Here is a 24073-nt window from a genome sequence, read left to right as displayed (position 1 = left end):
CTCTCCCTCGCGCGCCCGTCAGAGCGCGGCATTGTTGTAGGTGTGCCACGTGAAAATGGCCATGGCTCCGCGATAGGGACGCCATTGCTCGCCCAATTCGCGGGTGTGTTTCTCGCTTGGTCGCTCCGGCAAGCCAAGGAGGCGTCCCACCGCTTCCTGGACCGCCAGGTCGCCTGCGGGCCAGATGTCCTGCCGTCCTTCTGCGAATAGAAGGTAGATCTCGGCCGACCAGCGCCCGATGCCCTTGATCCGGACGAGTTCGGCGATGGCTTCCTCGTCGTCCTGCGGGAGGCTCTCCAGGTCGAGTTCCCCACTCTCGACGAGTTCGCACAGAGACCTCGCATAACCCTGTTTCTGGCGTGAAAGACCGCACGCCCTCAAGGTATCGAAGTCGCGGTCGAGCAATTCGCGCGCCGCCATGTCCTCGCCGAGTTCCGTCTCCAGCTTGTTCCACACCGAGGCTGCGGCTGCGACGCTGACCTGCTGGCCCACAATCGTGCGCAGCAGGGTGCGATACCCGGTCGGACGGATGCGCTCTTCGGGATAGCCGCAACGTTCGATTGCCGCTGCCACAACCGCATCTTTGCTGGCCACGGCATCCAGATGCTCGCGCAATTGCGAATTGGTTAGGCCCACCTTGCGCTTCCGCTCCCTATTGAATAGCAGCGCAACGCATAGGGCCCGTTTGGCGGGCGAGGCAACAAGGATACGCAATCGATGCCCAAGCTGATCGTCACCACCCGCGAAGGCGAGACGAGCGAGATCGAAGTCGAGGACGGCCTGACCGTCATGGAAGCCATTCGCGACAACGGCTTCGACGAATTGCTGGCATTGTGCGGCGGCTGCTGTTCGTGTGCGACTTGCCACGTTCATGTCGATCCCGCCTTCCAGGACAAGCTTCCGGAAATGAGCGAGGACGAGGACGACCTCCTGGAATCGACCGAGCACCGCGCCGAGACTTCGCGCTTGTCATGCCAGATCCCCTTCACCGGCGAACTGGACGGGTTGAAGGTTACTATCGCCCCTGAAGATTGATGTTGTTTGCGAGGTAGCGCGCCCGCGCCTACCTCACGCAGCATGACACAAATTCCCATTCGCGAGCACACGCTCGACCTGATCGGAAACACGCCGCTCGTCCGCCTAGAAGGGCCGAGCGCGGAAGCCGGCTGCGACATCTACGGCAAGTGCGAATTCGCCAATCCGGGCGCCTCGGTAAAGGACCGGGCCGCGCTCTACATCATCCGCGATGCAGAGGCGCGTGGCGAGCTGAAACCCGGTGGCTGCGTGGTCGAAGGCACAGCTGGCAACACGGGTATCGGCATCGCGCTGGTGGCCAACGCTCTGGGCTATCGCACGATCATCGTGATGCCGGACAACCAGTCGAAGGAAAAGATGGACACTCTGCGCGCGCTCGGCGCCGAGCTGGTCACTGTCCCGCCGACGAAATTCGCCGACAGCAACCACTTCGTCCACACCTCGCGCCGCCTGGCAGAGGAAACCGAAGGCGCGGTCTGGGCGAACCAGTTCGACAATACCGCAAACCGCAAGGCCCATATCGAGGGCACGGCCAAGGAAATCTGGGAGCAGACCGGCGGCAAAGTCGATGGCTTCACCTGCGCGGCAGGCACCGGCGGCACAATTGCTGGCGTGGGCATGGGCCTTAAGGAATTCGACGAGAACGTCGTCATCGCGCTGACCGATCCGCACGGCGCGGCGCTTTACAGCTATTATGCCAACGGTGAATTGAAGGCCGAAGGGTCTTCGGTGGCCGAAGGGATCGGGCAGGGCCGGATCACGGGCAATCTCGAAGGCGCACCTATCGACACGCAGTTTCGCGTCTCCGACGAGGAAGGTCTCGACTGGGTGGCGCGCCTGCTGCGCGAGGAAGGTCTGTGCCTCGGCCTTTCCAGCGGCATCAATGTCGCAGGCGCGGTCGCGCTCGGGAAACAGCTCGTCGCGGAAGGGCGCGAAAGTCCGAAAGTTGTCACAATCCTTTGCGACACCGGCTTTCGCTACCTTTCCAGCCTGTACAACGCCGATTGGCTGGAGGCGAAAGGCCTGCCGGTATTCGACTGGTTGAAGGCTTCCGATTGACGGCAGGCTCGAAGGAGCGCAGAATCATGAAAATGCCGCGCTATTTCGATCTTTCTTCCAGCAAGCCGCAGATTGGCGGTCTGCCTGAAGCACCGCTGGGCGGTTCGCGAGCCCAGGCGGTCCATCGCCTGCAGATCGGGATTGCCGGCGTAGTCCTCATGGTCCTGCTCGTCGGATTGGCGAGCCTAGTGCAGGATCGCGCGCGCGAAGTCGACGCGTCCTCAGTACCGCAGGCTGCCGCCACCACCGAACCAAGCGCTGAGCCCACGCAGGCAGACCCCCTGGTCGAAGCCGGTGTGGTGCCCGATTTGCCTGCCGAGCCCGTACCTTCGAGCACGCAGAGCCCTGCCGTGGTTCCCGAGCAGGGTATCGGCGATCCGAATGTCCCTGCTGAATAAGGCGGCTCTCCTTTCGGCTTTCCTATTGCTCGCAGGCTGCGCGGCCAGCGAGGAAGAGGCGCGCGGCGGGTCGGACATCGAAAAAGAACCGGTGGGCCTGTTTACCTCCCTCCCGATCTACTGGGCGGAAGGGCAGGACATTGCCTCCATGCTGGAAAGCAATTCGCAAGAGCCGAGCTGGGTACGCTCCCTGCTCGAAGAGCGATACGATCTGACGCCTCTCGACACGCTTGAAAAAGATGCGATCGACGGTCTCGACCGGCTTGTCATCGCACAACCGCGGGCATTGGCGCCGTCCGAAAACTTAGCGCTCGACGAATGGGTGCGAGGCGGGGGCAGGGCGCTGGTGTTCGCCGATCCGTTTCTTACCCAGCATTCCGAATTCGCCCTCGGCGATCCGCGTCGCCCATTCGATGTCGTGCTGGTTTCACCGATCCTGGCGCGCTGGGGGCTGACGCTCGAATTCGACGACACGCAGAGCCAGGATGAACGAATAGTCGCAGGGCCGGACGGCGATTTTCCCGTTCAGCTGGCAGGCCGTTTCGCGCCTGGCGATGGGGGAGAGGATGCGCGCTGCAGTCTGTCTTCTGATGCGCTTGTTGCGGACTGCGCGATAGGGTCTGGCCGGGTGTTGCTGGTCGCGGATGCCGCCGTGCTCGACACGGAAAGTGGCGATGCGCAGCGGCGGGCCGCATTGTCCGGGCTGCTCAAGCGACTCAACTGAGGGATATCCGGCGGGATTTCACGGGAAGGAGCTCGGGAAAACACGGGCCGGATGGCGATTCCCCGTATAAAACCGGCACTTGCGTTAGGATGATGGTAAGAATAGCAGCTGCTGTGAAGAGAAATTAATCCATAGAAATCAGATAATTGCAGGTTTATCCCGTAAAATCCCGCAATTTTCCCTTCCATCCCCGCGTCTCCCGCGATAAATCTTTCTCACATCGGACAGCCAGTGTCTTTGCGCGCCCTCCCAATCGGGTTGGCGAGCCGGTCGAGCACGCGCTCGGGCGGACGGGGAGGATGTGTCCGAGGGGGATTTGAACACGAGCCGGGGACAAGGCGTTGCAATTCGGAGGGTATAGCGGACAAGCCTACTCGCCTGCTGGCGACAAGGGCCGCTTTGTGCTTCCGCCGATCTTCCGCAAGGCCTTGAAGGAATCGAGCGACGGCCGTGTCCTGTGCCTGATGAAGCACACCAGCTGGAACTGCCTCGTCGGCTTCGGCCTGTCCCGCAAGGAAGAACTCAACGCACAGCTCGACCGCGAAGAAGAACTGGCCGTGCGTCTCGGCAAGGAATTCGACCGCGATACGCGCGCCAGCCAGCTTTTCGGCTTCCTCGAAATGCCCTTCGACGACAGCGGTCGCTTCGTGATGCCCGAACATTTGCGCGCCCTCGGCAAGATCGAGGACGGGCTCTACTTTCAGGGCGGTGGACGCTTCTTCACGCTGTGGAACCCCGCCGAACTCGCCAAGATGGGCGATGACTGGGCCGGCGCGAAAGCCGCTTGCGAAAGCTTCCTTGCCGACGCGAAGGCGAAGGGCAAATGAGCGGCGCGCCCCACATTCCCGTCCTCCTCGACGAAGTGATCGAAGCGCTCGATCCGCAGCCCGGCGTTGTCATCATCGACGCGACCTTCGGCGCAGGCGGCTATACGCGCGCGCTGCTGGAGCGCGGCGCGACCGTGCACGCTTTCGACAGAGATCCCGACGCAATCGCTTCGGGTCGCACATGGCGGGAGACGGAGCAAACTCCGCCCCGCCTAATTCTTCACCCGCATCGCTTCTCCGAAATGCTCGGCGTCATGACGTCGGCAGGCGTCGCCAAGGTCGATGGTGTCGTCATGGATATCGGCGTCTCCTCGATGCAGCTCGACCAGGCCGAGCGCGGTTTCGCGTTCTCGTCCGACGGGCCGCTCGACATGCGGATGAGCCAGGACGGGGAAAGCGCCGCCGACTTCCTCAATTCGGCAGACGAAAGCACGATCGCGGACGTCATCTACCAGTACGGCGAAGAGCGCCAGTCGCGCCGCGTGGCGCGTGCGATCGTCGCTGCGCGTCCGCTGGAAACGACCGGAGAACTGGCGCGCGTCGTGCGCAAGGCGCTGGGTCACAAGCCGCATGACAAGAAAGACCCGGCAACCCGCACATTCCAGGCCATCAGAATTCACGTGAACGGCGAACTCGACGAACTGTCCCAAGGGCTGTCGGCTGCCGAACACCTGCTGCGCGAAGGGGGCCGCCTTGCGGTGGTCAGCTTCCACAGCCTCGAAGACCGGATCGTCAAGCGTTACCTTCGCGAGGCCTCCTCAACCCCGAGTGCCTCGCGTCATGTCCCAATGGTGACGCAGGACGATCCGGTTTTTTCGAAAGTCAGCAAGGCGATCAAGCCCGGCAAGGCGGAGCTGGAACGCAATCCGCGCGCCCGGTCTTCGGTCCTGCGTCACGCCACGCGTACCGCCACCCCGGCAAGGGAGGCCGCATAATGGTGCGCTCATCCCGCCTCCGCCAGATCGGCTGGCTCCTTGCGCTTGGCGCCTGTCTCGCCGCCTTGCTTGCGCTCACCTTCAAGGTGAATGCGGTGAAGAGCGACGTGCGCCTGGTTGAGCGTCAGATCATCGCTGCCGAACGCTCCAAGCTCATGCTCGAAACCGAATTCCAGACGCGTGCCAGCCAGCACCAGCTGGCGGCCTGGAACCAGGTCGAATTCGGTTACTCCGCGCCCCGTGCCGACCAGTATGTCGAGCAGGAGCGCCAACTGGCCGTGCTGGGAACGCCGCGCGGTCACGACGCCCCGCAGCCCATTCGTGTCGCGATGCTGCGCCCTGTCAGCCAGGGTGAAGGCGAAGAGAGCCTCTTCGGGGACTGGCTCGGCGAGGAGGAACAACCTCCCGCCGTCGCCAGCACCACGCCTGCTCGGGGTCTCGCCACATCGCTCGCCCAGCGACTGGCAGAGCCGGGCAACGCTTCCCTTGCGTCGGCAGAGGTGGCGCGGTGAACGCTTTTTCCGCCATCAATGGCGGACCGGGCGCAGTCAGCATGGCCGTCGCAAGCGGCCGGGTCCAACTGGTTACCCTGCGTGAACGCTCGCTCGACCTGGCGCGCTGGCGCGTACTGTGGATCGTGGCGGCATTTGCATTCCTGGCAGTAGTCGCCGTGATGCGCATCTCGTACCTCGGGATGAACGGCGCCGAGGCGCGGGCGACTACGCTCGCCGACGCACTGCTTCCCCCGCGCGGAGAAATCACCGACCGTAACGGCGTGCCGATGGCGCGTGCCTTCCCGGCCTATGCCCTGTGGTTCAATCCCAAGGCGCTTGGCCAAGATGGCGAACCGCTGGTTCGCACGCCCGATGAAGTCGCCGCGAAACTGGGCGAGATTTTCCCTGATCTCGATCAGGCCAAGGTCGCGCGGCAACTCGCATCAGGTACGCAAGGCTACCTGCGTCGCCGCCTGCTGCCCGAAGAAGCAAACCGGGTGCAGGAAATCGGCGAGCTTGCTCTCGAAATTCCGATGGAAGAAGACCGCCACTACCCGCAGGGCAAGATGGCAGCCCACGTGCTGGGCTATGTCGCCGCCGATGGCAGCGGCCGCGTCGGCATGGAGCAGGTACTCGATGAACACCTGAGCAACCCCGATACGCGCGGAACGCCCATCGCCCTCTCGATCGACGTTCGCGTTCAGGGCGCCCTCGAAGATGAACTGCGCCGCGGCATGAAGCTGACGCAGGCGCAGGGCGGGGCGGGCATCGTGCTCGACGTGGATACGGGCGAAGTCCTCGCGCTGGCATCGCTTCCCGAATTCGATCCGAACAAGATCGACAAGGATGGCCAGGCGCTGATGTTCAACCGCGTGACCAACCAGGTTTACGAGCTGGGTTCGACCTTCAAGCCGTTGTCTGTCGCAGCCGCGATCGATGCCGGTGTCGTGCGCGATCTGGGCAAACGCTACGACGCATCGCCGGTGAAGGTCGGCAGGTTCTCGATCAAGGACAGCCACGCGATGGGGCCGGACCTCAACGTGGTCGAAACACTCATCCATTCCTCGAACACCACGACCGCGCGGATTGCCGATGAACTCGGCCCGGAACGCCTGCGCCGCTACATGATAGATATGGGCATGAACGAGCGCCCGCATATCGAATTGCCGGCCAAGGGTTTCCCCATCTGGCCGGGCGAGAACTGGCCGCGCCTGCGCAGCATGACGGTCAGCTACGGACACGGTATCGCGGTTACGCCGCTTCACCTCGCAAGCGCCTATGCAGCGATGGTCAACGGTGGCGTCTGGCGTCCCGCGACCCTGCACAAACTCGGTGCGGGCGAAGCGCCCAAGGGTCGCCGCGTTTTCAAGGCTTCAACTTCCAGCCGTATGCGCCAGATGATGCGCGCGACTGCAATATATGGGACGGGCCGCAATGCAGACGCTCCGGGCTATCGCGTCGGCGGCAAGACAGGTTCGGCGGAAAAGCCCGGCGGCAAGGCGGGCTATCGCCGGACCGCGCTGGTTTCGACCTTTGCAGCGGCCTTCCCGATGGACCGCCCGCGCTATGTCGTGATCGCCATGCTCGACGAACCGCGCGGCACGCTCGCCAGTTCCTACCAGCGTACGGCGGCATGGAACGCGGCGCCCATCGTAGGCCGCCTTGTGCCTCGCATTGGTCCGCTGATTGGCGTGCGTCCTGATGACACGCGCGACATCGATATCTCCGCCATCAAGCCGCTTATCCCGGGAGCCATGGAATGAGGCTCGACAAGCTTTGCGAAAAAGCGGGCATCGCCTGTCCGGGTGACGGCAGCGCCAATGTCACCGGTTTCGCCATCGACAACCGCAAGGTCGCGCCCGGCACGGTGTTCGGTGCCTTCCAGGGCAGTGTGGTCAATGGAGAGGACTTTATTCCCGCCGCGATCGAAGCTGGCGCAATCGCCGTCGTTGCTCGGCCAGAGGCCAAGGTGGAAGGCGCAATCCACATCGCGAGCCAGGAACCCCGCAAGGATTTCGCCAAGCTCGGTGCGCGTTTCTTCACGCCGGTGCCGGAACATATCGTCGCGGTAACGGGCACGAACGGAAAGACCTCGACCGTCGAGATGACGCGCCAGATCTGGCGCATGGCGGGCGAGCGTGCGGCCAGCATCGGTACACTCGGCGTGACGACCCCGGACGAGAGCGTGTCGACCGGCCTGACCACGCCCGATATCGTGACCTTCCTGTCGAACATGAGCGGCCTCGCTCGCGAGGGCGTCACGCATGTCGCCTACGAGGCGTCGAGCCACGGCCTGTCGCAATCGCGCAACGAGGGCGTTCCGGTCGAAGCGGCGGCGTTCACGAATTTCAGCCGCGACCATCTCGACTATCACAAGGATATGGAAGACTACTTCGCGGCCAAGATGCGGCTGTTCGACGAAGTGGTGTCGGACGGAGCGACAGCGGTTGTCTGGCTCGACGGCAGCGAATGGAATGCGCGCGTGGTCGACCATGCCAGGGGCCGCGGCCTCAATGTAATGACTGTGGGCGAGAAGGGCGAGGATATCTGCCTGATCGACCGCCAGCCCACGCAGCTCGGCCAGACCCTCAAGGTCTCGCACGAAGGGACCGAGCGCACGATCAACCTTCCGCTGATCGGTGCCTACCAGGTGTCGAACGCCCTGACCGCTGCGGGGCTCGCGCTTGCAACGGGCATCGATGCGAGCCGCGTGTGGGACGGTGTCGCCCGGCTCCAACCGGTTCGCGGACGGCTTGAGCGGGCGGCCATCGCGCCCACCGGAGCGCCGGTCTATATCGATTATGCCCATACGCCCGACGCTATCGAGGCAGCCATCGCTGCCCTCCGCCCCCATGTCGGCGGGCGGCTCATCACCGTTTTCGGTGCCGGCGGCGACCGCGATCACGGCAAGCGCAAGCCCATGGGCGAAGCGGCGGCCAAGGCGAGCGATGTGGTTATCGTCACGGATGACAACCCGCGCGGCGAGGATCCTGCGGATATCCGCCGCGCCGTGCTTGAAGGCGCGCCCGAAGCCAGAGAAATAGGCGGGCGTCGCGAAGCAATACATGCCGCCATTGCAGAAGCCGGACCCGACGACATCGTGCTTGTCGCGGGCAAGGGTCATGAAACGGGTCAGATCATCGGATCGGGAGAAAACATGAAGGTCCTTCCCTTCGACGACGTGGAAGTCGCCCGCGAATGTGCGGCTGCCATCGCCAGAGGTGACGCATGAGCGCGGCTATCCTGCGCCACCCCGCCTATGTCGAATGGACGAGCGATCCGCGCGATCGCCTGCCGCTTACCCTGTGGGATTCCAATACGATAGCAGAGGTTACGGGCGGCACGGCAAGCTGCGATTTCCAGGTTTCCGGTGTAGAGATGGACAGCCGTGATGTAGTGCACGGAGACCTCTTTGTAGCCCTGAAGGGCGAAGCGATGGACGGACATCGTTTCATCGACAAGGCTTTCGAAAGCGGCGCGGCAGCCGCCATCGTGGATCGCGCGGTCGACTATCCGCATGTAATCGTCGAAGACACGACAGAAGCTCTCGCGGCACTCGCCCGCGCGGCGCGCAGCCGGACCGAGGCGCGGATCATTGGTGTTACCGGATCGGTCGGCAAGACCGGCGTGAAGGAAGCGATCTTCGCCGCGCTGGAACGTGCCAGCCGCGGTGCGGCGCATCGTTCGACCCGCAGCTACAACAACCATGTCGGCGTCCCGCTCAGCCTCGCGCGAATGGGTGCGCGCAGCCGCTTCGGCGTGTTCGAGATGGGTATGAACCATGCCGGCGAGATCGAGGGTCTGACCGCGCAGGTCCGCCCGCATGTCGCCGTCATCACCACCATCGCTCCGGCGCATATCGAGAACCTCGGTTCCATGAAGGCCATAGCCAACGCCAAGGCGGAAATCTTTTCCGGCCTTGAACCGGGCGGCACGGCAGTCATCCCTGCCGACAGCGAGCATTACGAACAGCTCAAGCTCGCCGCCCTGCGTGTCGGCGCTAAGGTCGTCAGCTTCGGCAAGGCGCGCCATGCCGATATGCGCCTGCTCGACGCGATCCCGAGCGCCAATGGCGGCAGCCTCGTGACCTGCGAATTCGACACCGGCCGCTTGTGCTACACCGTGGCCGAACCGGGCGAGCACTGGGTCGCCAACTCGCTTGCCGTCATGGCGGCTGTGCGCGCAGCGGGCGGCGATATGGCCGCAGCCGGTCTCGCGCTTGCCGAAATGGGCGGTCTGAAAGGCCGGGGCGAACGGCACGGCATCGACGCGCCCGGCGGCAAGGCGCTGATGATCGACGAGAGCTACAACGCCAATCCCGCCAGCATGCGTGCAACGCTGGCGCAACTCGGCACAACGCCTTCGACCCGTCGCATCGCCGTCCTCGGTGCGATGAAGGAGTTGGGCGACTTCGCTCCCAAATTCCATGCCGCGCTGGCAGAGCACGTCATTGCAGCGGATATCGACTATGCGGTGCTGGTGGGCGACGAGATGGGCGCATTGGCCCGCGAACTGGGGAAACCCGTCCTCAACTCGCTTGGCAAGCCGCTCGAGTGGGAGCATTGCTTGACTGCCGACGAGGCGATCGGATTGCTCGAGGATTTCGGCATCGTGGCGGGCGACGCGGTGCTGGTCAAAGGCTCCAATTCGGTCGGGCTCGGCCGGCTCGTGGACCGTTTCACCCGCCCTGAATAGGAGGCCCCGCGCGGCCCGATGCTCTACCTCCTCGCCGAGTATTTCAATTTCGAAGGACTGTTCAACCTGGTCCGCTACCAGACGGCGCGGGCCGGCGCGACGCTGCTTACCGCGCTGCTGATCGGCTTGCTGATCGGCCCGCGCTTCATCGATATGCTGCGCGTGCGCCAGGGTAAGGGCCAGCCGATCCGCGAAGACGGACCGCAGACGCACCTGGCGAAGGTCGGCACGCCGACCATGGGCGGCCTGATGATCCTCGTCAGCCTGTTCATTTCGATGATGTTGTGGATGGACCTGTCCAACCCCTTCATCTGGGCCTGCCTTGCGGTGACCGGCGGGTTCGGCCTGATCGGTTTCCTCGACGATTACGACAAAGTGTCGAAGGCCAGCCACAAGGGCGTTTCGGGCCGCACCCGCCTGTTGTTCGAATTCATCGTCGCAGGCGCGGCCAGCTGGATCATCGTCAGCCAGATCAACACCTTCGTCTATGTCCCCTTCATCAACGACTTCGGCGTGGAGCTGGGGCCGTTCTACTACGTCTTTGCAGCCTTCGTGATCGTGGGCGCAGGCAATGCGGTGAACCTTACCGACGGGCTGGACGGGCTTGCCACCATGCCGGTCATTATCGCTGCCGGTACCTTTGCGATCATCGCCTATCTCGTGGGCCGCGTGGACTATTCCGAATATCTCGGCATTCCCCATGTTGCGGGTGCTGGCGAGCTGGCGATCATGTGTGCGGCGATCATCGGCGCGGGCCTTGCCTTCCTGTGGTTCAACGCCCCGCCTGCCGCCGTTTTCATGGGCGACACGGGTTCGCTGGCCCTAGGCGGCGCGCTGGGCGCGATTGCCGTGGCAACGCACCATGAAGTCGTGCTGGCAATCGTCGGCGGCCTGTTCGTGTTCGAGGCGCTTTCGGTCATCATCCAGGTCTTCTGGTTCAAGCGCACGGGCAAGCGGGTTTTCCGTATGGCTCCCATCCACCACCATTTCGAGCAGCTCGGCTGGTCCGAGAGCAAGGTCGTCATCCGTTTCTGGATCGTCGCCATCGTGCTCGCACTCCTGGGGCTGGCAACGCTCAAGCTCAGATGATCACTTCACCTGCCTGGAAGGACAAGAGATACGCGGTGCTCGGCCTCGCGCGGTCCGGCCGGGCGACGGTCGAGGCCTTGCTCGCCGCGGGCGCGGACGTGCTGGTGTGGGACGACCGCGCCGAGGCGCGCGAGCCTTACAACGGGCGCTGCGCCATTGGTGACCCGCTGGAGGCGGACCTGACCGGCTATGCAGGTGTAGTGGTCAGCCCCGGCGTCCCGCTCAACACGCATCCGATCAAGCCGCATGCCGATAGCTTCGGCGTGCCCGTGATCGGCGATGTCGAACTGTTTGCGCAGGCGCGCGCCGACTTGCCGCCCCATCGCGTCGTCGGCATCACCGGCACCAATGGCAAATCGACCACCACCGCGCTGGTCCACCACATCCTAAAGCAAGCCGGCGTGCCGACCACCATGTGCGGTAACATCGGTCTGCCGATCCTCGAACAGGAACCATTGCCTGATGGCGGGGTCTATGTGCTGGAACTGTCGAGCTACCAGATCGACCTGACCTATTCGCTCGATTGCGATGTGGCGGTGCTGCTGAATATCACGCCGGATCATCTCGACCGGTATGATGGGGATTTTGCGAAGTACGCGGCGGCTAAGGCTCGGTTGTTCGAGATGCAGTCACCGTCAAGCGCTGCAGTGAGCACGGAACACCAGCAATGTTCCGACAGATTTGACAACATTCTCGAACGTCACAGCGACAGACTTGGGGCGGCAGTGGTGGACGGGACCATCTATATGGACACGCTCGACCCGTGGCAGCAAGCCGATTGGCCGACACTTCAGGGGCCACACAATTTGGCAAATGCGGGAGCCGCGATTGCTGTAGCGCATGTTCTGGCAGTTTCCGACGACGACATTGGGAGAGGACTAAAGACCTACACCGGCCTCCCGCACCGCATGGAGCTGGTCGCGGAAATCTCGGGCGTCGCCTATGTAAACGACAGCAAGGGCACGAACACCGCTGCCTCTGCCCCCGCGCTTGCAGCATTCGACAACATCCACTGGATCCTGGGCGGGCTCGCCAAGGAGCCGGGGCTGGGCGAATGCGAGACGGAACTTCCTCGTGTGAAGGCCGCCTACACCATCGGAAAGGCCGGGCCGGACTTTGCAGCGCTGCTGGAAGGCCGCGTGCCGGTGGAGCAGTGCGACACGCTGGACCGCGCAGTACGCGCCGCCGCTGACAGGGCAGAGGATGGCGATACTGTCCTCCTTTCGCCCGCCTGCGCCAGCTTCGACCAGTATCAGGACTTCGAAAAACGCGGCGAGCATTTCCGCGCGCTGGTGGAGGGGCTGGAATGAGCACCATGCAGCCCTACGTCCCCGGCGCGAAACGCAAGCCTGCGCATATTCCCTCCGGCAAGATGTCGCGCTGGAGCGAGATCAAGATCTGGTGGCGCGAGATCGACCGCGTGTTGCTGGGCCTAGTCCTGCTGGTGATGACGCTCGGCACGATCGCGGTTGCTGCCGCCAGCCCCGCCAGCGCGGATCGCCTGTCCACGTCGAGCACCACGCTCGACCCGCTCTATTTCTTCTACCGTCATGTCGTTTGGCAGGTGCTGGCGCTGGGCGTGCTGGTGAGCGTATCCATGCTCAGCCGCGAGAATGCGCGCCGCCTCGGCGTGGTGCTGGCAGCGGGAATGATCGGCCTCCTGTTCCTCGTTCCCTTCATCGGGGTGGAGATCAACGGCGCGCGGCGCTGGATCAATCTTGGCATGCAATTCCAGCCATCGGAATTCCTGAAGCCCGGCTTCGCAATCACCATGGCGTGGATCCTCTCATGGCGCATGCGCGATCCCAACCTTCCGGTGTTGCTGATTGCGACATCGCTGCTGGTCCTCATTGCGGCGCTGATGATGCTGCAGCCCAATTTCGGCGGCACCATCCTGTTCGGCGGCGTGTGGTTCGTGATGGTGATCCTGTCGGGCGTTCCGGTGAAGCGACTTGGCGCGGTCATCGGGGGCGGGATCGCGGGCATCACCGCGACCTATTTCCTCTATGACAACGCGCGCCACCGTATCGATGCCTTCTTCGGCGGCGGCACTGCCTTCGACCAGGTCGACCTTGCCAGCCGCACCCTGCTGGCCGGCGGTTGGACGGGCGCGGGATACGGCCTCGGCATTCGCAAGATGAGCCTGCCCGAAGCGCATACCGACTACATCTTCTCCGTCATCGGGGAAGAGTTCGGCCTGATCGCCTGCGCGCTGATCGTGCTGCTCTACCTCGCCATCGTGGTACGCGTGTTGATGCGGCTGGTTGACGAGGACGACCTGTTCGCGCTGCTGGCAGGAACGGGCCTCGTCTCGCTGCTCGGGGGGCAGGCCTTCATCAACATGCTGGTGAACCTCCAACTCTTCCCGTCCAAGGGTATGACGCTGCCGCTGGTGAGCTATGGCGGCTCGTCCACCATCGCCGTGTGCCTTGCCATCGGGCTGCTGATCGCGATCACGCGGCGCAATCCCTATCTGAAAAGGTCTACCCGGGGGCTTGGCGACCTCATCGGTTTCGGGCAGGCGGACCGGATGAACGAGAAACCATCGCACCTGTCGCGCGATATCTACCAATGACGACATCGAACCGACATTACGTGCTGGCCGCTGGGGGCACCGGAGGGCACTTGCTGCCGGCCTTCGCGCTGGCCGCAGAACTCGACCGGCGGGGCCATCACGTCGCGCTGATCACAGACGAGCGCGGGGCGGAAATCCCCGGCAAGCCCGATTTCATGCCCGCCCATGTCCTACCCGCCGGGCGTTTCGGCAAAAACCCGCTGCAATGGGTGAAGGGCACCAAGGCAGTGCTGGAAGGCCGCAAGATGGCGCTGCGCCTGTTCGAGAGCTTCGAGCCGAGCGCTGTCGTCGGCTTCGGCGGCTATCCCTCGCTTCCGGCCGTGCTTGCCTCCACCTCGGCGAAAATCCCGACGGTGCTGCACGAACAGAACGCCGTGCTTGGCCGGGTGAACCGCCTCTTGTCCGGCCGCGTGCAGGCTATCGCCACCGCTTATCCCGATGTGCAGCGGCTGAAGCCCAAGCATGGCGAGAAGGTCCACCTTGTCGGCAATCCGGTGCGTGCAGAGGTGCTGTCCCTGCGCGACGAGCCGTTCCCCTCCTATGGCGAAGACGGCCTCCTCAGGGTGCTGGTCACCGGCGGCAGCCAGGGCGCGCGGGTCCTGTCGGAAATCGTGCCAGACGGGCTGGCGATGCTGCCCCCCGCCATTCGCGAGCGGCTGCAGGTTACCCAGCAATGCCGCCCAGAAGACCTCGACACCGTGCGCGAACGCTATCGCAGCCACGGTATCCCGGCCGAACTCGCGACCTATTTCGAAGACATGGCCACGCGCCTTGCCGATGCGCACCTGTTCATCGGGCGCGCAGGCGCCTCGACCATCGCGGAACTGACCGCCGTGGGGCGTCCGGGCATCTTGATCCCGCTCCCCATCGCGACCGACGACCACCAGGCCGCCAACACCCGCGAAATGGCGAAGACGGGCGGTGCGCGCATGATCCGGCAGGACAAGTTCGAGGCGAAGGAACTGGCCAAGCAGATCCGCGTCCTGGCCGATGATCCCAAGGGCCTCGCCAATGCCGCGCATGCTGCGTGGAATTGCGGCCGGCCCCGTGCCGTCGAAGACCTCGCCGACCTCGTCGAAAGCTTCGGCGGGGCAGACATGATGGACGTCATCCGTGTCGGCGGAAACAATGCTCGCGGCGCAACGCAAGGCGCGCCTGCCGGGCAGGGCGCAAGCAGGGAGATCTCGGAATGAAGGGTGTCCCCACCGACATCGGATCAGTCCACTTCGTCGGCATCGGCGGCATCGGCATGTCGGGCATCGCGGAAGTGATGAACAACCTCGGCTATACGGTGCAAGGCTCCGACATCAACGAAAGCCCGACGGTCGAGCGCCTGCGTTCGCAAGGCATTGCCGTCAAGATCGGCCACGAGAAGGAAAACGTGGAAGGCGCGGCCGTTGTCGTCACCTCCACTGCCGTGCGCCGGACCAATCCGGAAGTCGCCCACGCGCTGGAAAACCGCATCCCCGTGGTGCGCCGCGCGGAAATGCTGGCCGAACTTATGCGCCTCAAGTCGACGGTTGCCGTCGCCGGCACGCACGGCAAGACGACTACGACCAGCATGATCGCGGCCCTGCTCGATTCCGGCAATGTCGATCCCACCGTCATCAATGGCGGCATCATCGAACAGTACGGCTCCAACGCGCGCCTCGGCGACAGCGACTGGATGGTCGTGGAAGCCGACGAAAGTGACGGCAGCTTCCTGCGCCTCGATGGCACGATCGCGGTGGTCACCAATATCGATCCCGAGCACCTCGACCATTACGGCGATTTCGACGGCGTGAAGGACGCTTTCGTCGAGTTCATCCACAACGTGCCGTTCTACGGCGCGGCGATCCTGTGCATCGACCATCCCGAAGTGCAGGCCGTCATCGGAAAGGTCCGCGACCGGCGCGTGATGACCTATGGCTTCAGCCTGCAGGCGGACATCTGCGGCGTGAACGTGCAGCCGCACGAAGGCGGCAACCGCTTCGACGTGATCGTGCGCCAGCGCGGCGAGGAAGACCGCCGGATCGAGAACGTGACGCTGCCCATGCCGGGCCGCCACAACGTTCAGAACGCGCTCGCCGCGATTGCCGTGGCGATCGAGATGGGCTGCCCCGACGACGTCATCTGCAACGGCTTTTCCAGCTTCGGCGGCGTGCGGCGGCGTTTCACCAAGGTCGGCGAAGTGCCGTGCCGCGAAGGCAAGGTCACGATCATCGACGACTACGGCCATCACCCGGTCGAAATCCGCGCAGTGCTGGGCGCAGCGCGCGAAGCGACGAAGAGCCGGGTGATCGCTGTCATGCAGCCGCACCGCTATACCCGCCTGCAGGACCTGATGGACGATTTCCAGAGCGCCTTCAACGAGGCCGATGTCGTCTATGTCACGCCGGTCTATGCCGCAGGTGAAGACCCGATCGAAGGCGTCGATGCCAACGCTCTGGTCGAAGGCATCAAGTCGCGCGGCCACCGCGCCGTGTCGACGGTCGATGACCAGGGAGACCTTGCGCAGAAACTCGCCGGAGAGATCGAGCAGGGCGACATCGTTGTATGCCTCGGCGCAGGCGACATCACGAAATGGGCCGCGGGCCTTGCCGACGCGATCATCGAGGAGCGCGGCGCGTGATGCAGCAGCCCGATGACGTACCCAATTGGGATAGCGGCATGGCTCCCGACTGCGAGGTCGAGGGCAGCGTTGCAGCTCCGGTTTCGATCGATGGGCTGCGCGGCAAGCTGACACCGCAGGCACCGCTGGCGAAGCTGGTGTGGTTCAAGACCGGCGGCTGTGCGGACTGGATGTTCGAACCGGAAGACCTCGACGATCTGCGGCTGTTCCTCGAACGCCTGGGCGGCGATTTGCCCGTCATGGCACTTGGCCTCGGCTCCAACATGATCATTCGCGACGGCGGCGTACCGGGCGTGGTCATCAAGCTGGGCAAGCCGTTCGCGAATGTTTCGATCGACGGCGAGGTCGTCAGCTGCGGCGGCGGTGCACACGGCATCCTCGTCGCCAGCGCGGCGCGCGATGAAGGCGTCGCAGGTCTGGAATTCATGCGCGGCATCCCCGGTACGGTCGGCGGCTTCGTGCGCATGAACGGCGGTGCGTATGGGCGCGAAGTGTCCGATGTGCTGATCGATTGCGACGTTATCCTGCCGGGCGGTGAACTGGTGACCCTGCCGGCGACCGATCTCGAATATACCTATCGCCACTCGGTCCTGCCCGAAGGCGCGGTGGTCGTATCCGCCCGCTTCCAGGGGCATCAGGGCGACCCCGAAGAAATCGGCGCGGAGATGGACCGCATTGCTGAAGCGCGCGAGAATTCGCAGCCGCTGCGGACCAAGACCGGCGGATCAACCTTCAAGAACCCCCCGGGCAAGAAGGCGTGGGAATTGGTCGATGCGGCCGGGTGCCGCGGCCTCACCATGGGCGGCGCACAGGTGAGCGAGAAACACACCAACTTCCTGATCAACACCGGCGATGCCACCAGCGCCGATATCGAAGGATTGGGCGAGGAAGTCCGACGCCGCGTTTACGAGCATTCGGGCGTCGAACTCGAATGGGAAATCCAGCGGGTAGGAAGGCCCTGAGACAATGAGCATTCTCGACCGCAAAATCCATGTCGCTGTCCTCATGGGCGGCTGGGCCAATGAACGACCCGTCAGCCTGATGTCGGGTGAAGGCGTTGCGAAAGCGCTGGAAGAGCGCGGTCACCAAGTCACGCGCATCGATATGGACCGGCAGGTTGCGGAGCGGATAGCCGAGGCTGCGCCTGACGTGGTCTTCAATGCACTCCACGGCGTTCCGGGCGAAGACGGGACGGTGCAGGGCATGCTCGACCTGATGGGCGTGCCTTATACGCATTCGGGTCTCGCCACATCGGTCGTCGCCATCGACAAGCAACTGACCAAGCAGGCGCTGGTCCCCCACGGCATCCCCATGCCCGGCGGGCGCATCGTCAAGAGCGCCGACCTGTTCGAACGCGATCCGATGCCGCGCCCCTATGTGCTCAAGCCCGTCAACGAAGGCAGCTCGGTCGGGGTCGCCATCGTCACCGATGACGGGAATTACGGCAATCCGATCGCGCGAGACGCGAAGGGGCCATGGCAGGATTTCGACGAACTTCTGGCAGAACCGTTCATTCGCGGGCTGGAGCTGACCTCCGCCGTCGTGGATTTCGAGGAAGGGCCGCGCGCACTGGCCGTGACCGAACTCAAACCCAAGAGCGGGTTCTACGATTTCGATGCCAAGTATACCGACGGCATGACCGACCACATCTGCCCAGCCGAAATCCCGGAGCAGATCGAGAAGCTATGCCTCGAGATAGCCCTGAAGGCGCACAGGCTGCTCGGCTGCAAGGGTACCAGCCGTACCGACTTCCGCTGGGACGATACGCAGGGCGAGGACGGCCTCTTCGTACTGGAAACCAACACGCAGCCTGGCATGACCCCGCTCAGCCTCGTGCCCGAGCAGGGCCGCTATGCGGGGATGGAATATGGCGAGCTGGTAGAAACCATCATTGCCGCCGCTCTGCGCGATTTCGCCGCACGCAAAGGGGGCGGCGATGGCTAAGGTCAAGCGTAAGCCGACGGGTGTGCGGCGCTCTGCCGCGGCCCGCAATCGCAGCCAGAAGGCGCGCGCGGCCAAGCGGCACACGTCCGGCTTCCTCGACCGGGCCATGGCAGCACTGCCTTTCACCGAAGAGCAGTGGCACAAGTTCTTCCTGTTCCTGATCGTGGCGGCAGGGCTGGGCATAGCCTGGACGGTCGCGAGCTATGCGGGCGTGCCGGAACTTGCCCGTACCGAACTGGCGAAATCGGCCAGCCGTGCAGGCTATGAGGTGCGCACGGTGCGCGTCACCGGCGTCGAGCGGATGAGCGAGCAATTGGTCTACCAGCGCGTGCTCGGCGAAACCGACCGGCCCATGCCGCTCGTCGATGTGGAAGAGGTGCGCGAACGCCTGCTGGAGCTGTCCTGGGTCAAGGATGCGCGGGTTTCGCGGCAACTGCCCGATACCTTGCGGATCGACATTGTCGAACGCGCGCCTCACGCCGTTCTGGTCAAGCCCGACCGGCTCGTCTTGGTCGATCCGGAGGGTCATGAGCTCGAGCCGGTATCGTCGGAAGATGCCAAGGGGCAGCTGCTCATTTCCGGCCCCGGCGCGCAGAAACAGGTCGCCGAACTCGGCAAGCTGCTGGATGCGGCGCCTGCCTTGAAGCCGCAGATCGTGGCCGCCGAATGGGTGGGCAACCGCCGCTGGAACCTGACTTTCAAGACCGGCCAGCTCCTGGCCCTGCCGGAAGGCGACCAGGGACCTGCCGCGCTGGTGAAGTTTGCGGAGATGGACGGGCGCAATCGCCTGATCGGGGGCAAGGCCGTGGCGATCGACATGCGGGTGCCCGACCGTGCCTATCTGCGATGCCAGGACGGCCCGTGTCCCAAGGGCATGAGCTCGCAATAATGGCGTCCGCAGCCCCCCTCCCGCGCGTCAATCGCGTCTTCGGCGCAGTCAACATCGGCTCGTTCCGCGTGTCGGCCATGATCATGGGCCAGGCGGAAGACGGCGAAATGGTCGTGCTCGGCTCCTCGCACCGCAAGAGCGAAGGCATCAAGCGCGGCTATGTCACCGATATGCGCGCTGCGACCCACGCGATCCGCAATGCGGTCGAGAAGGCGGAAGCGAACGCGAACACGTCTGTTTCCAGCGTCTGGATCGGCTGCGCGGGAGCAGGCCTCTCGAGCAAGGTTGCGAGCGTGGAAATAGCCATCGGCGGACGGCGGATCGACGAAGACGATATCGAACACCTGCTGTTTGCCGCGCGCGACCATATCCAGCCCGACGGGCGCATGGTCCTCCATGCACAGCCAGCGCATTATTCGCTCGATGGGGCGCATGGCATTGCGAACCCTTCCGGGCTGCACGCGGAATCGCTCGGCGTCGATGTCCATGTGACGCTGGCCGAAGGCGCGCCGGTACGGAACCTCATCGAAGCCGTGCAGAGCGCGCACCTGGACGTCGAGGGCGTGGTCGCCAGCCCGCTCGCCGCTGCCTATGCCTGCCTCAGTGCCGAAGAACGCGATCTTGGCGTTGCGCTGGTCGAAATCGGCGCGCAGGTCACGAATGTCTCCGTCCATGCGGGCGGCATGCTTTTGGGGCTGAGGTCCATTCCTGTCGGCTCCAACGACATTACCGATGCCATCGCCTCCTCGCTCGGCATCAGGCGCAGCCAGGCGGAGCGCCTGAAGTGCGTGTCCGGCTCGGCCATCGCCACGCCCAGCGACCACCGCGAGATGATCCCCGTCAATTCGCCGGAGGAAGGGCCCACCGGCCAGCCTGCACGCGGGGCGGACGAACACAATCGCATCCCCCGCGCTGAACTCGTTTCCATCGTCACGGATCGTCTCGGCGCGCTGACCAGCGAAGTCGGCAAGAGCCTGAAGGCTATGGGCTTTTCGGGTGCGAGCGGGGGCCAGGTCGTACTGAGCGGCGGCGGGGCGGAATTGCACGGCATCGCCGAATTCATGCAGGGTGCGCTAGGCATGCCCGTTCGCATCGGAAAACCGCCATCCTTGCGCGGTTTGCCCGAAGCGCACGCAACCCCGGGTTTCGCCACGCTGGCCGGCCTGTGCCTCTACGCCGCGGAAGATCCGGTCGATATCCGGTCAATTGGCCCGGGCTACCAACCGACCCGCCGCTATTCGGGGCTGGGACTGGTCAATCGGGTCATGCAGGCAGTGAGAGAGTATTTTTAGGGGGTGATACGTAGCGTAACCCCTGCTTCAGCCCTTGTGGATAAGGCTATTTACCAAGGTCACAGCGATTCGCTTTTGCGCTTAGGTGTGACATAACCGTTTTCAGGCGACTTTTTACTTCGAGGAAAGCTCAATGAGCATCAATATCGGTCCCGCATCCAGCGACGATCTCCGCCCCAAGATCATGGTCATCGGCGTTGGCGGTGCAGGCGGCAACGCAATCGCGAACATGATCGAAGCCCAGATCGAGGGCGTCGACTTCCTCGTTGCGAACACCGATGCACAGGCGCTGTCCACTTCAGCTTCCGAAAAGCGCATCCAGCTCGGCCCCGACATCACCGGCGGTCTTGGTGCAGGCGCCCGTCCCGAAGTTGGCAAGGCAGCGGCCGAAGAAACGGTCGAAGATCTCGAAGACGCGCTTGAAGGCTGCAACATGCTCTTCATCGCGGCCGGCATGGGCGGCGGCACCGGAACAGGTGCGGCACCTGTCATCGCGGAGGCTGCACGCCGCAAGGGCGTCCTTACCGTTGGCGTCGTCACCAAGCCGTTCCTGTTCGAGGGTACGCGCCGCATGCGCGCAGCAGAAGCCGGTATCGAAGAGCTGCAGAAGCACGTTGACACGCTGATCGTCATTCCGAACCAGAACCTGTTCCTGGTCGCCAAGGCGGAAACCACCTTCAAGGAAGCCTTCATGCTCGCCGACGAGGTGCTGCAGCAGGGTGTCCGCTCGATCACCGACCTCATGGTCATGCCCGGCCTCATCAATCTCGACTTCGCCGACGTTCGCTCGGTGATGAGCGAAATGGGCAAGGCGATGATGGGCACCGGCGAAGGCGAAGGCGACAACCGCGCGCTCGAAGCTGCGGAACTGGCCATTGCGAACCCGCTGCTCGACGGCGTCAGCATGACCGGCGCGAAGGGCGTCATCATCTCGATCATCGGCGGTGAAGACATGAAGCTGCTCGAAGTCGACGAGGCGGCCAACCACATCCGCGAACTGGTCGACGAAGACGCGAACATCATCTGGGGCAGCGCGTTTAACCCCGACCTCGAAGGCAAGATCCGCGTATCCGTGGTCGCCACCGGCATCGAACAGTCCGGCATCGGTGCCGCTCCGCAGTCGCAGAGCTTCTCGATGTCCGACGCGCGCGCACCGCAGCGCCCGGTCCTCGACCTGCCGAGCGACAGTGTCGAAGAAGACGACGAGCCATTCGAACTGAGCGAAGGTCTCTCCGCCGGCCTCGACGACGAGCCGCAGGATGAGGCCCATGAAAACGAAGTGAGCTCGACTGGCCTCTCCGCCGCAAGTGCCGACGATTTCGGTGACGAAGGCGAGGAAGAAGATGATGTCGACGGCATCGTCGACCCGCTCGCGGGCCTTCGCAACGAAGAGACCGAGCGTTTCGATTCCTTCGGCAGCGAGGCACCCGAACCGGCCGAAGACGGCTCGTTCGGTTCTGGCGACGGCTGGACCGACGAAGGCGAGGGCGCATCGGGCTCACCGCTCGACCTGTCCGACCCGATCGACGACGGTGCGGGCCAAGACGAACTCCAGCTCGGTGCGGACCAGTTCGTCGACGGCGACAGCCCGCTGCAGAGCAAGCCCGCGAAGAAGCAGCCGGTCCTTGGCGGCGGTAATGAAGGTGGCGGTGCGTCGCAGGGCAGCACGCTCTTCGAGCGCATGGCCAACCTGTCGCGCGGTTCCGGTTCTTCCGAAAGCGAAACCGACAGTGACGACGAAGACGAGGATGGCGACGACAGCAGCAGCGGTTCGCTCAACATCCCGCGTTTCCTCGGTCGCCAGAACAACCAGTAATCTCCTGAAACTCTCGCGACCCGTCAGGCGTTGCAAGGGGAGATCATGACCAGTTCCGTGACACATCGTGCCCTGAGCCTGGCTGCCTGCGCGCTAGCGCTTGGCATGACCGGCCCTTTGGCTGCGCAGGAAGTCGTCCAGCCGCTGCCGGCCGAAGGGACGAGCGAACTGAACTCCGCCCTGCAACGACTGGCCCGCAATTCGGGCGATGTCGATGCCTTGCTCGATGCCGGCGAGGCAGCCCTCAAACTGGGCGACATTCCGGCCGCGATCGGATTCTTCGGCAGGGCGCAGGACATCTCGCCCAATAACAGCCGCGTGACCCTCGGGCTTGCGCAAGCCTACACCTATTCTCGCCGCCCGGTAGAAGCCCTGCAACTGTTCGCGCAAGCCGAGCGTGCGGGCGTGCAGCCACAGCGCATGGCCGCGACACGGGGACTTGCCTTCGATCTGGTTGGCGATTCCGCCAGTGCGCAGTCACTCTACCGGCTCGCCCTGCAACAGGGTGAAGATGCCGAGGTGCGCCGCAACCTTGCCTTGAGCCAGGCCATCTCCGGCGACAAGGCGGGTTTCGAAGCGACATTGCTGCCGCTCTTGCAACAGGGTGACAATGCGGCCTTTCGCACACGCTCTTTCGGGCTTGCCGTCCTTGGTGAAACGGATGCAGCGATCCAGATCGCGCGCGACATGATGCCGCGAGCGATGGCCGCAAGGGTCGAACCCTACCTTAGATACATGCCGCAGCTTACCGCGGCGCAGCAGGCAGCTGCCGGCACGCTTGGCGTGTTCCCGCGCACGGCGGCGATCGGGCGGGACGATCCCGCAATCGCGCGATACGACAGTCCGGCGGTACGCTCCGCCGACGTGGCGCTCGCCCCGACCGGACCTGCGCTGGGACAGCCGCGTGAACCGGAACGGCCCACCCGCCAGCGGACGGCACCACAACTCGAAAGGGTGGAGCAGCCCAGCGACCGGTCGGACCGCACGATTTTCAGGCCTACCCGCAGCGTCGAACGTCCGGTAAGGACGGAACAGCCGGTCCAGGCCGTCGCTCCTGCCCCGGCGCCTGCTGTTGCCGCGGCGCCGCCACCTACGGTGGCCGCACCGCAAGCCACGCCGGTTGCCACTGTATCACCCACCACACCGCCCGAGGCGCTTCTCCCGAAGGCTCAGGAAGAGGTAAGCGTGGCCGACGCCTTCGCCGGTTTCGACCTGGCAGAAGCAAGCGCGGCTCCGCGCCAGGGTGCTGTCGACATCACCCGTATCGAGGCGCCCCGCGAGAGAGCCGAGCCGCCTGCACCCCCTCCGCCAGCACATCCTGCGCGCCACTGGGTACAGGTCGCGACGGGCCGCGATACTTCCGCGCTGCGTTTCGACTGGCGCCGCATTGCCCGCAATGCCGACGGGCTGCTGAACGGGAAGGGCCCCTTCGTTACGCCTTGGGGAGAGGCCAACCGGCTGCTTTCCGGGCCTTACGAATCGCGCAATGCAGCGCGTGATGTCGTGAACCGCTTGCGCGAACTTGAAATCGACAGCTTCCCCTTCTCCAGCGACGAGGGCCAGGAAATCGCCTCGCTCGATTAGGGCGCCGGCCTATCCGTAAGTTCGGCTTGTGCACAAGCTTTGCACAAGCCGATTGCGTTCTCCCCAACCCGCTTGGGACGTTCGATTGCCAAGCGGGCGGGGCGAC

General features: G+C 64.3%; 22 protein-coding genes. 21 read left to right on the top strand and 1 reads right to left on the bottom strand.

All coding sequences use genetic code 11. The annotated features are described in order from the left end of the window. Positions 1 to 18: 18 nt before the first annotated feature. Positions 19 to 636, bottom strand: coding sequence for a DNA-3-methyladenine glycosylase family protein (locus tag GRI34_RS07470; RefSeq protein WP_160595393.1), 618 nt, complete (start codon positions 634 to 636; stop codon positions 19 to 21). A gap of 81 nt (positions 637 to 717) precedes the next feature. Here GRI34_RS07470 and GRI34_RS07465 point away from each other — a divergent pair, with 81 nt between their 5' ends. From GRI34_RS07465 to GRI34_RS07365, 21 genes are all read left to right on the top strand, one after another. After that, the gene (locus GRI34_RS07465; RefSeq protein ID WP_160595392.1) at positions 718 to 1035 is read left to right on the top strand and encodes a 2Fe-2S iron-sulfur cluster-binding protein; all 318 of its coding nucleotides are present in this window, start codon (positions 718 to 720) and stop codon (positions 1033 to 1035) included. 42 nt (positions 1036 to 1077) lie between these two features. Then, positions 1078 to 2094, top strand: coding sequence for a cysteine synthase A (locus GRI34_RS07460; RefSeq protein WP_160595391.1), 1017 nt, complete (start codon positions 1078 to 1080; stop codon positions 2092 to 2094). A gap of 26 nt (positions 2095 to 2120) precedes the next feature. Further along, on the top strand, positions 2121 to 2492 hold the full coding sequence (locus tag GRI34_RS07455) for a hypothetical protein (protein ID WP_160595390.1): 372 nt from the start codon (positions 2121 to 2123) through the stop codon (positions 2490 to 2492). After that, complete coding sequence (locus GRI34_RS07450) at positions 2476 to 3216, top strand: Gldg family protein (protein WP_160595389.1); 741 nt, start codon at positions 2476 to 2478, stop codon at positions 3214 to 3216. Before GRI34_RS07455 ends, GRI34_RS07450 begins: the two co-directional genes overlap by 17 nt. Positions 3217 to 3557: 341 nt before the next feature. Next, on the top strand, positions 3558 to 4043 hold the full coding sequence (locus GRI34_RS07445; protein WP_100259448.1) for a division/cell wall cluster transcriptional repressor MraZ: 486 nt from the start codon (positions 3558 to 3560) through the stop codon (positions 4041 to 4043). Beyond that, complete coding sequence (gene rsmH / locus GRI34_RS07440) at positions 4040 to 4978, top strand: 16S rRNA (cytosine(1402)-N(4))-methyltransferase RsmH (protein WP_160595388.1); 939 nt, start codon at positions 4040 to 4042, stop codon at positions 4976 to 4978. Before GRI34_RS07445 ends, rsmH begins: the two co-directional genes overlap by 4 nt. Continuing rightward, positions 4978 to 5490 (top strand): hypothetical protein, encoded by a 513-nt coding sequence (locus tag GRI34_RS07435; protein ID WP_160595387.1) that lies wholly within the window; start codon positions 4978 to 4980, stop codon positions 5488 to 5490. Before rsmH ends, GRI34_RS07435 begins: the two co-directional genes overlap by 1 nt. Before the next feature lie 41 nt (positions 5491 to 5531). Further along, complete coding sequence (locus GRI34_RS07430) at positions 5532 to 7235, top strand: peptidoglycan D,D-transpeptidase FtsI family protein (RefSeq protein WP_160596439.1); 1704 nt, start codon at positions 5532 to 5534, stop codon at positions 7233 to 7235. Further along, positions 7232 to 8704: a UDP-N-acetylmuramoyl-L-alanyl-D-glutamate--2,6-diaminopimelate ligase gene (locus tag GRI34_RS07425; protein ID WP_160595386.1), complete on the top strand. Its 1473-nt coding sequence runs from the start codon at positions 7232 to 7234 to the stop codon at positions 8702 to 8704. The genes GRI34_RS07430 and GRI34_RS07425 overlap by 4 nt, the downstream gene beginning before the upstream one ends. Next, a complete protein-coding gene (locus GRI34_RS07420) occupies positions 8701 to 10167 on the top strand; it encodes a UDP-N-acetylmuramoyl-tripeptide--D-alanyl-D-alanine ligase (protein ID WP_160595385.1) in 1467 nt (488 codons plus the stop codon). Before GRI34_RS07425 ends, GRI34_RS07420 begins: the two co-directional genes overlap by 4 nt. A gap of 18 nt (positions 10168 to 10185) precedes the next feature. Further along, the gene (gene mraY, locus GRI34_RS07415) at positions 10186 to 11256 is read left to right on the top strand and encodes a phospho-N-acetylmuramoyl-pentapeptide-transferase (RefSeq protein ID WP_160595384.1); all 1071 of its coding nucleotides are present in this window, start codon (positions 10186 to 10188) and stop codon (positions 11254 to 11256) included. Further along, complete coding sequence (gene murD, locus GRI34_RS07410) at positions 11253 to 12566, top strand: UDP-N-acetylmuramoyl-L-alanine--D-glutamate ligase (protein WP_160595383.1); 1314 nt, start codon at positions 11253 to 11255, stop codon at positions 12564 to 12566. Before mraY ends, murD begins: the two co-directional genes overlap by 4 nt. After that, complete coding sequence (locus GRI34_RS07405) at positions 12563 to 13831, top strand: FtsW/RodA/SpoVE family cell cycle protein (protein WP_160595382.1); 1269 nt, start codon at positions 12563 to 12565, stop codon at positions 13829 to 13831. Before murD ends, GRI34_RS07405 begins: the two co-directional genes overlap by 4 nt. After that, positions 13828 to 15024, top strand: a complete 1197-nt coding sequence (gene murG, locus GRI34_RS07400) for an undecaprenyldiphospho-muramoylpentapeptide beta-N-acetylglucosaminyltransferase (RefSeq protein ID WP_160595381.1) — start codon at positions 13828 to 13830, stop codon at positions 15022 to 15024. Before GRI34_RS07405 ends, murG begins: the two co-directional genes overlap by 4 nt. Beyond that, a complete protein-coding gene (gene murC, locus GRI34_RS07395; RefSeq protein ID WP_160595380.1) occupies positions 15021 to 16442 on the top strand; it encodes a UDP-N-acetylmuramate--L-alanine ligase in 1422 nt (473 codons plus the stop codon). Before murG ends, murC begins: the two co-directional genes overlap by 4 nt. A gap of 38 nt (positions 16443 to 16480) precedes the next feature. Next, positions 16481 to 17404, top strand: a complete 924-nt coding sequence (gene murB / locus GRI34_RS07390) for a UDP-N-acetylmuramate dehydrogenase (RefSeq protein ID WP_160596438.1) — start codon at positions 16481 to 16483, stop codon at positions 17402 to 17404. Between the two features lie 4 nt (positions 17405 to 17408). Continuing rightward, positions 17409 to 18386, top strand: coding sequence for a D-alanine--D-alanine ligase (locus GRI34_RS07385; protein WP_160595379.1), 978 nt, complete (start codon positions 17409 to 17411; stop codon positions 18384 to 18386). After that, complete coding sequence (locus GRI34_RS07380) at positions 18379 to 19275, top strand: cell division protein FtsQ/DivIB (RefSeq protein ID WP_160595378.1); 897 nt, start codon at positions 18379 to 18381, stop codon at positions 19273 to 19275. Before GRI34_RS07385 ends, GRI34_RS07380 begins: the two co-directional genes overlap by 8 nt. Further along, a complete protein-coding gene (ftsA, locus tag GRI34_RS07375) occupies positions 19275 to 20567 on the top strand; it encodes a cell division protein FtsA (protein WP_160595377.1) in 1293 nt (430 codons plus the stop codon). Before GRI34_RS07380 ends, ftsA begins: the two co-directional genes overlap by 1 nt. A 133-nt stretch (positions 20568 to 20700) precedes the next feature. Next, a complete protein-coding gene (ftsZ, locus tag GRI34_RS07370; RefSeq protein ID WP_160595376.1) occupies positions 20701 to 22383 on the top strand; it encodes a cell division protein FtsZ in 1683 nt (560 codons plus the stop codon). Positions 22384 to 22428: 45 nt separating this feature from the next. Next, positions 22429 to 23967 (top strand): SPOR domain-containing protein, encoded by a 1539-nt coding sequence (locus GRI34_RS07365; RefSeq protein WP_160595375.1) that lies wholly within the window; start codon positions 22429 to 22431, stop codon positions 23965 to 23967. The last annotated feature ends 106 nt before the right edge of the window (positions 23968 to 24073 follow it).

Source organism: Qipengyuania aquimaris (assembly GCF_009827445.1).
GTDB lineage: Bacteria > Pseudomonadota > Alphaproteobacteria > Sphingomonadales > Sphingomonadaceae > Qipengyuania > Qipengyuania aquimaris.
Note: the sequence above shows the minus strand (reverse complement) of the source record. Positions and strands in the feature narration are given on the sequence as shown.